The following is a 13,579-nucleotide window of genomic DNA, read 5'->3' as shown; positions in this document are numbered from 1 at the left end:
AGCGGCAGGGTTGCTGTATTTACAGATGGAGAGTGGACTCAGGAGGAAGATCATCGGGGTGAGACTGTTTATTCAATCACTGACGCCAAATCTTCTACTGTCGATTACATCGGCCCTATCCATGCAGGTTTTACCGGCATTTCACCTTCCGGACCTTATCAGAAATGGAATGGTAAAAAATGGGTTACGGATACTGCAGTTGAGCACGCTGCTGATGTTGAATCGGCGGAGCAACAGAAAGCTGCGCTGCTTCTTGAGGCGAAAGCAACGATCAGTCTCTGGCAGACGGAGTTACAGCTAGGCATTATCAGCGATGAAGATAAAGCCAGCCTGATAGCCTGGATGAACTACATCAAAGCAGTGCAAGCGGTGGACACGTCGAAAGCGCCGGATATCACCTGGCCGACACCGCCTGCAGACGATGCATAAATAAAAAAGGCTGTCGGAGATATTCCGGCAGCCTTTTTGACATCACAGACCGACATGGCGAACGGTCGCAAACTCAGAAACAAGCCACATATCGGCCTCTTCAAACATCTCCTCCAACATGCGGTTCAACTTTTCCCGATCGCTTTTGCTGGCATCACTATTCAAGCCGTTCGCCTGCATCGGCTTTACCTTCACTTCGGCATCAGGAAAAATTTTGTGCACCCGCTTTGTTAGTTCAGCCAGGATGATCTCTCCGGCCCCCTGGAGCCCCTCAACATTTCGCTTGTCATAAACCAGTTCAACGAACATACCCATTCCTCTCAAAGTGAAGTTACTGTGCTTGATCTGTTTTTATTAAAATACTACTGTATATGCATACAGCAATCAAGAAAGTGAGGGTTCGTTATGCCCCGTCAGCCGGATATTCATGCTGCTTTTATTGCGGCTATACAGCAAAACCCTAAAGGCTATCTTTGCCTTTACACAGATAAGTGTATCGCTGAGTTACAGGACAGACACTGGCATTTCAGTCAGTCCGATGCCAACTCAAGGTCCAGCGTTATCAGCCCGACTTTGCCGATAAGAGCACGGACGGCAGCGGCAACCGTTACTGGATCCTTCGCAATATGGGGAGGGTGCACTGATGGGATTTCCTTCACCGGCGGCTGATTTCGTAGCACCGCGTTTATCTCCGGAAATTATCTGCGGGATCGGCATGGACAGCCGCATCCTCGAAACCTCATCTGGCTTTGCGGTTATCGAGCCGTGCACCAGACTGGTACAGAATCAGGTTCTGCTAATCCTCAGCGGCGGACGGACTCAGTTTGCCAGAGTCATGGGCAGGGCGCTGATTTGTGATGATGGTGAAGCGATAGAGGGGGATGCTGCGGAAGAGGTTGAGGTGATGGGGCGGGTGACGTTCTTCATCAACAGCTTGATGCAGGATGACAGGGTGGTGTGATGGGGCATGGGTGGGGCATAAAGTTACCGCGAAACGACGTTAGTTCATTGCACATGACAAATCGTATCGCGGCAACATAGCAGAAGTTACCGCACATCAATCCAACATCAAGCCACTTCGTTAAAAGACTTAATAGTCTCCAGATGAAGATGGCCTGCAGCACGGGAGTTCCCAGGAACGGGATCAGCGTGATGACGTCTTTACTGCTGAGTGAACTGCCGATCCCGAGCATGATCCCGCAGAACGAGAGGAGTGCCACGGGCAGCATAAAGGTTTTACCCAGTTGCTGGAAAAACTCCCACAGCGATATTTTTTGTGCTGCTTTCGCCGTCATAAAACGACTCCTTTATTGTTAAAATCAGTTTATCTGCTTCAATGCTGCGAGAAGATAAAACGTTTTATCAAAGTTTAGTGCGCGCTAAATCACATTCTCAGGCATTAACTGGTAGTATAAAGATAACGTATTGATAAAACGTTTTACCGATCTCATTTCAGGGAGTCACGCCGACACATGGCTGTAGCGAAAAAAATCACCATCAACGATGTCGCGCTGGCGGCGGGCGTTTCCGTCAGCACCGTTTCTCTGGTGCTCAGCGGAAAAGGGCGGATCTCGCCTGCAACCGGCCAGCGGGTTAACGAGGCGGTTGAACAGCTGGGCTTCGTGCGTAACCGCCAGGCGTCGGCGCTGCGCGGTGGGCAAAGCGGGGTGATTGGCCTGATTGTGCGGGATTTGACGTCTCCGTTTTATGCAGAGCTGACCGCCGGCTTAACCGAGGCGCTTGAAGCACAGGGGCGGATGGTCTTTCTGCTTCACGGCGGTCGCGAGGCCGATCAGCTTCTCTCCCGGCTCGACATGCTGCTTAATCAGGGTGTCGACGGGGTGATCGTCGCCGGGGCGTCGGGCGTGGGGAGCGAACTGTGCGAGCGCGCCGCCGAAAAAGGCGTGCCGCTGGTGTTTGCCTCACGCGCCAGCTACCTCGACGAGGCCGACACGCTGCGCCCGGATAACATGCAGGCCGCGCAAATGTTGACCGAGCATCTGATCCGTCGCGGGCATCAGCGCATTGCCTGGCTGGGAGGAAAAAGCTCGTCCCTGACCCGCGCCGAGCGGGTGGGCGGCTACTGCGCGACGCTGATTAAATACGGCCTGCCGTTCCACAGCGAGTGGGTCGTGGAGTGCGAATCCAGCCAGAAGAAAGCGGCGGAAGCGATAGGCTCGCTGCTGCGAAGCAGCCCGACGATCAGCGCCGTGATTTGCTACAACGACGTGATTGCCATGGGGGCCTGGTTTGGCCTGATCCGCGCCGGACGGCAGAGCGGCGAGGGCGGAGTGGAAACCTTCTTCGGCCACCAGGTGGCGCTCGGGGCATTCGCCGACGTCGGTGAAAGCGCGCTCGACGATCTGCCGATCGTCTGGGCCACCACCCCTGCGCGGGAGATGGGCTACACGCTGGCGGACAGAATCATGCAGCGCATCGAAAATACGGACGTGCAGGCCGGCCACCAGATTGTGGCGGCGCGACTGGTGACGGTGAAATAGTCCGAGCGCATCGCCCGGCGGCGCTGCGCTTGCACGGGCCTACAACGGCCCGGAATCGTAGGCCGGGTAAGCGTCAGCGCCACCCGGCAATAAACGCGGTGGCTGTTCTAGCTTCAGTTTTTCGGTTTATAAAGGCGAAATATTGCTAGGGAGAAACGAGATGATGACCGGATGTGGCTTGCAGAGAAACGAGATCCCCCCATCCTGATTAAGATTCACTCTGATGAGCGTCTAAGCCGGTTACTGTTCAGGACGCTCTCTGTTATTGGTACGAAAATTACTGTGCCACTACAGATGCATGATACAACTACTGCTACTCTGGTTGTATGGGATGGCTCTAAAGCAGGGCAAGCTGTTTATGTGTCCTGCTTTAGCGTGGATACTGCAATCATGGAAAAAGGAAGCAATAAATACTAAAACATGGTCGTTTTCTGCTTGGTGTTTCCTTTCTCATTTTCTATAAAAGTAAGCATTGAGGTCATCAAAAACGCTTATAGAGGTTTTGGCTTCACTATTTGTACTATTCAGGATTTACAGTTGCAAGGCATTCTGGTTGCCCGCGATTTTGGGGAATGATGAGATGCTTTTCTACAGCTGATACATGAAGAAGTCACTGATATATTCTTTGATAGTTGATTTTCGATACAGCTTCTCATTAAATACACCATATAGGGGTTGATACTTAGGCGTGATAAAAAATGAACACGCCTAAGTTTTTTATCTTGCGGGGACTTTAGGTAAGGTTTTTAAAAATACATCTTTATTTTTACTTGTGTCTGTTAAAAGTGTTAAGAATATTTTATCCGTAGGGGGGCAGGTGCTTTTGTTTAACAGAAACTCACCTAGTTTCTGTAATCGAGAATATTGCCCGTCCTCTTGGATTCTATGACGAAGCGTACCGTCATTTTTAACAACATCAACAAATGCAGAAACCATTTTAATATCAAAGTGTTCGAACATTTCCAATATTAAGGGAGCGGCGCCATTTGAATAAAAATTCTTCCTTCCGTACTGATAGCTTACACCACGATAACCAACATAAGTTTTGGTAATGGCTGAAACAAATTCAATAATATTATCTTCTGGGACGAAACTCGAAAAAGGTAATAATTGGGTTGCAGCTTTTTCCTCTTCTGACCAATTATCTAAAGACTCTGTAAGTTTATTAATGAGAGGCTCGATAATAACTTTGCGGGAAGCGGGGCTAATATACATCAGGCCATCTACCAATAGTATGAACTGTTGTGCCTTCTCTATCTTATTGTTGTTTCCAGAAACTAAATATTTGTCAAATTGTTGGCCGACTTTACGGCGATCTTCTTTAGAAAGTAACGCCCATAAAATAGGTGCGCAAAATTCAATATTGTTTCTGAGTTCACTTGATATATTGGCTGAGCAGTATGTGCCAAAAAAGCGAGAGGATAATTCACTGATATATATTTCAGGTAGGTCTGAAAAGGCTTGATTAACTGCTAGACTATTTTTGTTAAATGTTGCTGAATCCATTTCTGAAAGATATGTAGATATATCTATAATGGCTGGTGGAAACTCTTTAGAAAGAACGTATTTATTGCAATCATTGATCAAGTTCACTACTTTTATTAAATCAGGATCGCTACTTTGTGGGTGTCCACCAAATAAATTTCTGGTGTCTCTAGCTTGTTGTAATAGTTTCTGACCCTCTCGATCGATAACTCCTATTTTGAAAGCTCCATCTATTAAATCAAAGTCGTTCACATAATCCTGAAAATCTTCATACGTTTTAATTTCTTTTCTTTGTTTACACTCTTTGTTGAATAGATCGAGGCTACGATGAATTATTTTTTTACGTAAATCATCAACAACAGCATTCCAGTAAGCAGTGATGGCACTTCTATAACCTTTTACAGGAAGAACCCTTATTGCCTCTGAAATGTATGGGCAATCAACTACATCATGCCTCACAGTTGAGAGTGCGGTTTGTAACAATGTTACCTCTGTAGGATTGAGTGGAACTGGCGGCACTAAATGTGAACTTATCTCTGTACCCTTCATTTCGGTCTTTTCCTATTCCTTTCCATTTCTTTCTACTTTATTGAATTTGAAAAAGATATCAAGATAGTTCTTGTCAGTTTTTAGTGGAAAAAATGGCATAACATTATTAATACAAGGTAGTTTTCTATAACTTTTTGTTATTAAAGTTTTTTTATGTTTTTGCTAGTTCAGGTGTTTAGGGCTAAGGAGTTAATTGACCGTTCATAGTGAAACGGTTTCTTGTTCCCCACAAATGAGAATAACATAAGGTTAAAAAATCGTACTTTGTGTTGCAAAACTCTCTCTCAAAAGCTACTAATAATCATTTTTACATAGAAAATTCAATCTCCTACTTTCGATATTGACTCATGTAGCCGAAGAAGTTACCCATAATCTGGAAGCATGTTCGCAATCCTGCAAGAAACCTCATGTAAACCAAAAACCATTATTTCTTTCCACCCACATCACGCTTACAGTACTCCCACTGCGGCAAAATCCGCAGTCAGGCGTGGAAACCTGATCTATCACACGACGACACAGTTTTAGTGTCGGGGCAGCGCATATCCTTGTAAAATCAACGGTGGCGCTGATAGGGCAGTCGAAAGGCTGGCTGAAGACCGTGTGATTCAGTTTCCACCCCTGTCAGCGCCGCCACCCTCTGAGCGTGGAAACTTAGACGGTGGCTTGAAACATCACACGGAGGCTGCCCTATGGCTACGATCCCAACCCTTGCTAACCCTCAATCCACTAACAGTATTGCCTGCCAACTTCTTGACCTGCCGATATCCTCAACGCTGGATCTCTTCGAACTGACGGATTGCTGCTGCGCTTTTGTTAATGTGCTGCTGGAAACCCACGACAAAGCAGAGCGCTTAGCGCTGTGTGGCCGTCTGGCTTTTACTCTCGATGAGATAAAAAACCGATGCGATGAAGATTTACCGCCACATCTGGTTGAGCGACTGAGTACCGCGTTACCTGCGCAATCCTGCGTTCCGGATTGCTGGCAAGATACTGCGATGCTGGTGGGATATGCTCAGGCACTTAATCAGGCCCTGTTGAGTCAGACTCTGGCGAGCAATGTCTCGCAAGAACTTACTGGACTATTGCATGACCTGATTTATCTCCTGGCTGACTTTGTCAGAGAACCTTACCTGCCGCACTGAGGTCACGCCCGGCGGCGCTGCGCTTGCACGGGCCTACAACGACCCGGAATCGTAGGCCGGGTAAGCGTCAGCGCCACCCGGCAATAAAAAACCCCTCGTATGAGGGGTTTTGACGTTTACTGCTGAGGTGCCGCCGGTTCGGCTGGCGCGGCAGGTGCTGCCGGTTCAGGCATCCCCAGCGTCGGCATACCAAACATGCCGACGAAGTCTTCCAGCGGCATCTTGTCGCCGTTTAGCGTGACCTGGCCGTTGGCGTACTGCAGGCTGGTGGAAATCGTGTTGTTGTCCACCTTCGTGATGCGGAACATCTGACCCATGGCCGCCAGACCTTTCACCTGCTGGTTCGCCAGCTTGCCGGCGTCTTCATCGCCGTAGCCTTCCAGCTTCGCGATCTGGGTCATAAACTCGGTCGCCATATCCATTGGGATGGTCAGCTTGCTGTCGAGCGACTTCACGCTGCGATCCACTTCCTGCGCCAGCGTCTGCGGTTCACCCGTTGCGGTGGCCGGATCTTTCAGGAACAGAGAAAGGTTAAAGCTGGTTTCGCCCTTGCTATTTTTCCAGCTCAGCGGCGCAACGGTGATCACCGGCTCGCCCTTGAGCAGGATCGGCAGGTTGTTGAACAGTACCGCCATAGCCTGCTGCTGGTAAACCTCCGGGTTCTGCTGCAGCGCGGCATCGGTCAGCAGCGCCTGGCTCTCTCTGCTGTATTTCTGGCTGAATTCGTGCCACGCCTGGCCGTCAATATTGCCGATCTTCAGCGACAGTTTGCCGGTACCCAGATCCTGATTCTGCACTTTCAGGCTTTTAAGCGTGTAGTCCAGCTGCGTGTTGATGCTCTTTCCGTCTTTGGACACGTCGGATTTACCGTTGACGTCCATGCCTTCCAGCACGGCCATCTCTTTCCCTTCAACCGCAATGGCAACCTTGTCGAGAGACAGCTTCTGATCGCCGATACGCTCCTGGAAATCGGTCATTCGGCTGTTGCCGTCGGCTTTCAGGTTGTTGAAGGTGAGCTGCACCTTCTGGTTGTATTCATTCACGGCGTTGACCAGGCCGCTTTCCGCTTCCCCCGTCAGGGAGAAGACGTTGCCGTCGCGGTCCGCGTCAAGCTTGAAGTTGCCGCCGCTGAAGGCGACTTTCTCATTCTCTTTCTCGTAGTTCAGCGCTTTCAGCGCAATATCGGAACTCGTGTCACCGGCATAGCTGATGCGGGTGTTAATGTCGAAAGGCGATTCATTCTTCGCCAGGTCGAACAGCGGTTTGGTGACGTCGTTATTCACCAGCACGGTATGAACGGACGCCATAGACGGGATAAGGTTAAAGGACTTCAGCTGCGCCAGCGGAAGGGGACCGTGGCTCACCACCTCGTCCAGCACCACGCTCTGGCCCGGCTTCAGCCAGCCGTTTTCACTACCGGCAACCGGCTTCACCACCAGCTGCATACGGCTGGTGAATACGCCGCGGTGATAGTTCTGGTAGCTCAGCTCCAGACCCGCCTCCGGCGCGCTGCGCTTAATCTCTCCGTTAGCCTGCGCCACCATCTCAGCCAGGCGGCCTTCCAGCTGTTTCCCGGTAAACCAGGAGGCACCCGTCCAGACCACGCCCAACGCTACAATCACTCCAACCGCTACGACCGATTTTTTCATTGCGACTATCCCTAAAATGAAACCAGGCGGTAGAAACCGCCTGGAGATATTAAGCCTGCAACTAGCTTAGCAAGAGTTGTTAAAAAAATCAGTAAGTCCCTAATACCCGTCATACTTCAAGTTGCCTGTGCGTTGGCTTTCCTCGCTCACCCCAGTCACGTACTTATGTACGCTCCTGGGGATTCGCTGCGTCGCCGCCTTCATGCAACTCGAATTATTTAGGGTATAGCTTATTGAAAACGCGCGCCAGGCGACCAGTGCCGCTCACGCTGACCGGCGACTCGTTTGCCGCGACAAAAGCGGATTCACCCGGTTTCAGCACCAGACGCTGGTCGCCTTTGTGCAGCGTCGCTTCGCCCTCCACGCAGAACAGGATCGCCGCGCTCTCCTGAGCCACCGAGGTTTCGGCGCTGCTCAGGTCGTGCAGGGAGAAGGCAAAATCCTCAACCGGAATAGGGAAGTCCAGCTCTGCACCGTTCTTAATCGGCTGCGTCAGCAGCTCTGCGGCAGGTTTCGCCACGAACTTCACGTTGGCAACCAGCTCGGGAATGTCGATGTATTTTGGCGTCAGCCCCGCGCGCAGCACGTTATCGGAGTTGGCCATCACCTCCAGCGCCACGCCCTGCAGATAGGCGTGCGGGGTTTCCGCGAACAGGAACATCGCTTCGCCCGGGTTCAGCTTCACCACGTTTAGCAGCAGAGGAGAGAACAGGCCGCTGTCGTTCGGGTAGAACTCGGAAATCAGGCGAATGGTCTCCCACGGCTCACCGTGCTGGCTGTCCAGGGCGGCTTTCAGCACCGCCAGCGCGTGGGATTTTTCTTCACCCTGCATATTCAGCAGGCTGGCAAACAGCTGGCTCAGCGCGTCGGCGTTCGGGTTTTCAAGGAAGTGCGCGATAGCGTTATGGGCACCCGCGACCGGCTGCAGCAGGGAGATAATCTCTGAAAACTCGCGGAACGCGTTCATCGCCAGGAACGGCGTCAGCGCAAAGACCAGCTCCGGCTTGTGGTTAGGATCTTTGTAGTTACGCTCGGCGGCGTCTAACGGGATACCCGCTGCGTTCTCTTTCGCAAAGCCGATTTCAGACGCTTGCTTGTTCGGGTGAACCTGGATGGAGAGCGGCTGGTCGGCGCACAGCACCTTAAACAGGAACGGCAGTTCGCCAAAGCGTTCAGCCACCTTGTCGCCCAGCAGCGCGGCTTTATCGGCGTCGATGACGTCACGCAGGCTGCGAACCTGGCCGCTGGCGTCTTCAATTTTTGAGCTGCTCTTCGGGTGCGCCCCCATCCACAGTTCTGCCATCGGCAGGTTGTTCGGGTTCGCGATACCGTAGAGATCCGTTAACGCAGTTTTACTTCCCCAGGCGTAGTTTTGCACTGAGTTAATGAGTTTTTGCATTATCAAGCCCTGATTCAAATGTGGAATTAACTCCGCGTATTAAAGCAATAAACCACATGGAAGTAACCTGTGGATGTAAAAAGTCGTACTAGTCTCAGTTTTTGTTAAAAAATTGTGTAGGATAAGCTGACTCGCTTTTAAGCCGGGCAGCGGAACATCTGCCCTGAATAAACAGACCGAAGCAGTAAGTGAGAGAACAATGTCGAATAAACCCTTCCATTATCAGGATCCTTTCCCGCTGAGTAAGGATCGGACCGAGTATTACCTGTTAACCCGCGATCACGTCTCCGTCTCCGAGTTTGAAGGACAAGAGATCCTCAAGGTGGATCCGCAGGCGCTGACGCTGCTGGCGCAGCACGCATTCCACGACGCCTCGTTTATGCTCCGTCCTGCGCATCAGCAGCAGGTGGCCGATATTCTGAGCGACCCGGAAGCCAGCGAGAACGATAAATACGTTGCCCTGCAGTTCCTGCGTAACTCCGATATCGCGGCGAAAGGCATTCTGCCAACCTGTCAGGATACCGGCACGGCGATCATCGTCGGGAAAAAAGGCCAGCGCGTCTGGACCGGCGGCGGCGATGAAGCGGCGCTGGCGCACGGCGTCTATAACACCTACATCGAAGACAACCTGCGCTACTCGCAAAACGCCGCGCTGGATATGTACAAAGAGGTCAACACCGGCACCAACCTGCCTGCTCAGATCGATCTCTACAGCGTCGACGGTGACGAGTACAAATTCCTTTGTATCGCCAAAGGCGGCGGTTCAGCCAACAAAACCTATCTTTACCAGGAGACCAAAGCGCTGCTCACCCCGGGCAAGCTGAAAAACTACCTGGTTGAAAAGATGCGCACCCTCGGCACCGCGGCGTGCCCGCCGTACCATATCGCGTTTGTGATTGGCGGCACCTCGGCGGAAAGCACGCTGAAAACCGTGAAGCTGGCCTCAACCAAATACTACGACGGCCTGCCGACCGAAGGTAACGAGCACGGTCAGGCCTTCCGCGACGTGCAGCTTGAGCAGGAGCTGCTGGAAGAGGCGCGTAATCTGGGCCTCGGGGCGCAGTTTGGCGGCAAATACTTTGCCCACGACGTGCGCGTGATCCGCCTGCCGCGCCACGGCGCATCCTGCCCGGTCGGCATGGGCGTCTCATGCTCTGCGGATCGCAACATCAAGGCCAAGATCAACCGCGAAGGCGTGTGGATCGAAAAACTGGAAAACAACCCGGGCAAGTACATCCCGGAAGAGCTGCGTAAAGCGGGTGAGGGCGAAGCGGTTCGCGTTGACCTGAACCGTCCGATGAAAGAGATCCTGGCGCAGCTTTCGCAGTATCCGGTTTCTACCCGCCTCTCCCTGAACGGCACCATCATCGTGGGCCGCGACATCGCGCACGCGAAGCTGAAAGAGCGCCTGGACAACGGCGAAGGGCTGCCGCAGTACATTAAAGATCACCCGATCTACTACGCGGGCCCGGCGAAAACGCCTGAGGGGTATGCGTCCGGCTCGTTAGGCCCAACCACGGCGGGCCGTATGGACTCGTACGTCGACCAGCTGCAGGCCAACGGCGGCAGCATGATCATGCTGGCGAAAGGCAACCGCAGCCAGCAGGTGACGGATGCCTGCCACAAGCACGGCGGCTTCTACCTCGGCAGCATCGGCGGCCCGGCTGCTGTCCTGGCGCAGGGCAGCATTAAGAGCCTGGAGTGCGTGGAATACCCGGAACTGGGTATGGAAGCGATCTGGAAAATTGAAGTGGAAGATTTCCCGGCGTTTATCCTCGTGGATGACAAAGGCAACGACTTCTTCAAGCAGATCCAGTCGTCCCAGTGTTCGGCGTGTGTGAAGTAAATCTGTAATTGCCGGGTGGCGGCTTCGCCTTACCCGGCCTACGTGTCTGTAGGTCGGGTCAGCGTCAGCGCCACCCGACACCAAAAAGAGCGCACAAAGCGCCATAACGTTTCTCAGAAGTCATCAATACTTATCCCTTAAGCATGTGAGCAATCCCGCTTTTGTTATCAAGGAGAAAGTAATGACCACGGTACGCCATGAGAAAGACTCGATGGGCGCCATCGACGTCCCCGCCGACAGGCTATGGGGCGCACAAACCCAGCGTTCGCTGGAGCATTTTCGTATCTCGACTGAAAAAATGCCCGTCTCGCTAATTCAGGCGCTGGCTCTCACCAAACGCGCGGCGGCGAAAGTGAACCAGGATTTAGGCCTGCTGGCGGCAGATAAGGCCACCGCCATCATCAACGCCGCTGACGAAGTGCTGGCGGGCAAGCATCCTGAAGAATTCCCCCTCGCCATCTGGCAGACCGGCTCCGGCACCCAAAGCAACATGAACATGAATGAAGTGCTGGCGAACCGAGCAAGCGAGCTGCTGGGCGGCGTGCGCGGCATGGAGCGTAAGGTCCATCCAAACGATGACGTCAACAAAAGCCAGAGCTCCAACGACGTCTTCCCCACGGCGATGCACGTGGCGGCGGTGATTGCTGTCCGCGAGCAGCTTATCCCGCAGCTCAACGTGCTCAAATCCACGCTCAGCGAGAAAGCGCAGGCCTTTAGCGATATCGTCAAAATTGGCCGTACGCACCTGCAGGACGCCACGCCGCTGACCCTCGGCCAGGAGATTTCCGGCTGGGTGGCGATGCTGGAACATAACCTGAAGCACATTGAATACAGCCTGCCGCATCTGGCAGAGCTGGCGCTCGGCGGCACGGCGGTCGGGACCGGGTTAAACACCCATCCGGAATACGCGGTGCGGGTGGCTCAGGAGCTGGCAAACATCACCGGACAGCCGTTCGTCACGGCGCCCAACAAGTTCGAAGCGCTGGCGACCTGCGATGCGCTGGTTCACACCCACGGCGCGCTGAAAGGGCTGGCGGCCTCGCTGATGAAAATCGCTAACGACGTGCGCTGGCTGGCCTCAGGGCCGCGCTGCGGCATCGGTGAAATCAGCATTCCGGAAAACGAGCCGGGTAGCTCCATCATGCCGGGTAAAGTGAACCCGACCCAGTGCGAAGCCATGACCATGCTCTGCTGTCAGGTACTGGGCAACGACGTGGCCGTCAACCTGGGCGGTGCGTCCGGCAACTTCGAGCTGAACGTCTATCGCCCGATGGTCATCCACAACGTGCTGCAATCGATTCGTCTGCTGGCGGACGGGATGGAGAGCTTTAACGAGCACTGTGCGGTAGGGATTGAGCCCAATCGCGAACGTATCAGCCAGTTGCTCAATGAATCCCTGATGCTGGTGACGGCGCTGAATACCCATATTGGCTACGACAAAGCCGCCGAGATCGCCAAAAAAGCGCATAAGGAGGGGCTGACGCTGAAAGCCTCCGCCCTGGCGCTGGGGTATCTGACGGAGGCGGAGTTCGACGCCTGGGTGCGCCCTGAGGCGATGGTCGGCAGCCTGAAGTAATTAACTTGCTACGTACAGGTGCAGCCGCGGAATAATCAGCTGCAGCGGCTGCGCCTGAGGTCGATAACGGTGCTGGACATTCTCCGCATCGTAATTCAAAAGCTCACCAATATCCGGCACGATGGCCCCCCGATCGGCATCGTAAAGCGCAATCAGCGGCGTCGGGCAGGCATACTGCACCTGTTTTTGCTGGCCGGAATACCAGACGCGGGCGATAGGCTGCACCTTCACCGGGCGCTTTATCTTCAGGCGCGCGTCCGCCGGCAGCGAGGCGATGCTGTGGTACTCCTGCTCGAGGCGCTCGATCCACTGTTCACGCGACCACGGTGCGACGGTGCGCGGCGTCTTCAGGCTTTTTTCCAACTGGGCCAGGATCTCATCCCGGGTAAAGTTTTTAATGATGTGCTTATTCGCCCAGCCGAAGCGCAGCGTGGCGGGGTGACGCAGCACCGTCAGCGTGCGATAGGCATTCAGGGTAATCAGCCCCGGAAGCTGGCGGTGCACCCATTCAAACCGGGCGGCCGGGGGAAGGCCGGACTCTTCGGTAACAATCTTCTCAAATGCCGCTTTCAGGGTGTTGATATGGTGTATGTGAGTTTCCAGCGCCTCGCGCGCGGCCCCATCGGTTTGCAGGCAGATCACGCCAGGCAGACGTACGGCCGCCTTGCTGCTGCGGTTTTCTGACTGCTGCTGGATAAACAGGCGACGATAGTGTTTCAGCGCCAGCTCAAGGGCGGCGCTGCCGATGTGCTGTTTCACGTCGATGGCGTCCAGCGGGTCGTGCTCCGCGCCTTTGGCCACGTCGGGGAGGGTAAAGACGCGCGCGGCCAGCAGTCGGCAGGTCTGCAAACGTTCGGTCAGGTTCAGAAGCTCGTGTTCTATTTCCCGAAACGTGCTGTTCAGCCGTTCGAGGAGATCGTAGGTCGCCATAAGCACTCTCATTAGTTACAACATACTTATCATATAGCACAGCACGCCGGGTCAGGCCAGCTTGCGGTTGAGG

11 protein-coding genes and 2 pseudogenes are annotated in these 13,579 nt (G+C 53.5%); 7 read left to right on the top strand and 6 right to left on the bottom strand.

The window, feature by feature from the left end:
* On the top strand, positions 1-429 hold a 429-nt coding region (locus tag ACMWKK_RS23135), incomplete at its 5' end, for a tail fiber assembly protein (RefSeq protein WP_406542942.1).
* A gap of 42 nt (positions 430-471) precedes the next feature.
* Here the strand turns inward: ACMWKK_RS23135 and ACMWKK_RS23130 are convergent.
* Positions 472-738 carry a DinI family protein gene (locus tag ACMWKK_RS23130; RefSeq protein WP_112781938.1) on the bottom strand — a complete coding sequence of 89 codons (267 nt, stop codon included), beginning with the start codon at positions 736-738 and terminating at the stop codon, positions 472-474.
* Between the two features lie 96 nt (positions 739-834).
* Here ACMWKK_RS23130 and ACMWKK_RS23125 point away from each other — a divergent pair.
* Positions 835-1,073, top strand: a pseudogene (locus ACMWKK_RS23125) (hypothetical protein).
* Complete coding sequence (locus ACMWKK_RS23120) at positions 1,073-1,390, top strand: hypothetical protein (protein WP_112781937.1); 318 nt, start codon at positions 1,073-1,075, stop codon at positions 1,388-1,390. The pseudogene ACMWKK_RS23125 and the gene ACMWKK_RS23120 overlap by 1 nt, the downstream one beginning before the upstream one ends.
* Positions 1,391-1,529: 139 nt before the next feature.
* Here the strand turns inward: ACMWKK_RS23120 and ACMWKK_RS23115 are convergent.
* A pseudogene (locus tag ACMWKK_RS23115) lies at positions 1,530-1,724 on the bottom strand (PTS sugar transporter subunit IIBC); the annotation flags it as partial.
* A gap of 177 nt (positions 1,725-1,901) precedes the next feature.
* Here ACMWKK_RS23115 and ACMWKK_RS23110 point away from each other — a divergent pair.
* Entirely contained in the window at positions 1,902-2,930 is a 1,029-nt protein-coding gene (locus ACMWKK_RS23110) for a Mal regulon transcriptional regulator MalI (protein WP_045329111.1), read from the top strand.
* 717 nt (positions 2,931-3,647) lie between these two features.
* Here ACMWKK_RS23110 and ACMWKK_RS23105 read toward each other — a convergent pair.
* Positions 3,648-4,964 carry a hypothetical protein gene (locus ACMWKK_RS23105; protein WP_112781936.1) on the bottom strand — a complete coding sequence of 439 codons (1,317 nt, stop codon included), beginning with the start codon at positions 4,962-4,964 and terminating at the stop codon, positions 3,648-3,650.
* A 689-nt stretch (positions 4,965-5,653) separates the two neighbouring features.
* Between ACMWKK_RS23105 and ACMWKK_RS23100 the strand changes: the two genes are divergently transcribed.
* Positions 5,654-6,106: a hypothetical protein gene (locus ACMWKK_RS23100; RefSeq protein WP_112781935.1), complete on the top strand. Its 453-nt coding sequence runs from the start codon at positions 5,654-5,656 to the stop codon at positions 6,104-6,106.
* Positions 6,107-6,222: 116 nt separating this feature from the next.
* Here ACMWKK_RS23100 and ACMWKK_RS23095 read toward each other — a convergent pair whose 3' ends face one another.
* Together ACMWKK_RS23095 and manA are read right to left on the bottom strand one after the other, a co-directional pair.
* Positions 6,223-7,755, bottom strand: coding sequence for a YdgA family protein (locus ACMWKK_RS23095; protein ID WP_112781934.1), 1,533 nt, complete (start codon positions 7,753-7,755; stop codon positions 6,223-6,225).
* A 214-nt stretch (positions 7,756-7,969) separates the two neighbouring features.
* On the bottom strand, positions 7,970-9,154 hold the full coding sequence (manA, locus tag ACMWKK_RS23090; RefSeq protein ID WP_112781933.1) for a mannose-6-phosphate isomerase: 1,185 nt from the start codon (positions 9,152-9,154) through the stop codon (positions 7,970-7,972).
* Positions 9,155-9,353: 199 nt separating this feature from the next.
* Between manA and fumA the strand changes: the two genes are divergently transcribed.
* Positions 9,354-11,000: a class I fumarate hydratase FumA gene (fumA, locus tag ACMWKK_RS23085; RefSeq protein WP_112781932.1), complete on the top strand. Its 1,647-nt coding sequence runs from the start codon at positions 9,354-9,356 to the stop codon at positions 10,998-11,000.
* A gap of 181 nt (positions 11,001-11,181) precedes the next feature.
* Positions 11,182-12,576 carry a class II fumarate hydratase gene (gene fumC, locus ACMWKK_RS23080; RefSeq protein ID WP_112781931.1) on the top strand — a complete coding sequence of 465 codons (1,395 nt, stop codon included), beginning with the start codon at positions 11,182-11,184 and terminating at the stop codon, positions 12,574-12,576.
* Here the strand turns inward: fumC and tus are convergent, their stop codons facing one another.
* Positions 12,577-13,506 (bottom strand): DNA replication terminus site-binding protein, encoded by a 930-nt coding sequence (gene tus / locus ACMWKK_RS23075; protein WP_112781930.1) that lies wholly within the window; start codon positions 13,504-13,506, stop codon positions 12,577-12,579. It abuts the gene before it with no gap.
* Positions 13,507-13,579 lie beyond the last annotated feature (73 nt).

Origin of the sequence: Enterobacter sp. 01-M-03-SI-ECC (genome assembly GCF_047530215.1) — a bacterium.
Lineage (GTDB): Bacteria > Pseudomonadota > Gammaproteobacteria > Enterobacterales > Enterobacteriaceae > Enterobacter > Enterobacter chengduensis.
This window is presented reverse-complemented; position numbering and strand designations above follow the sequence as displayed.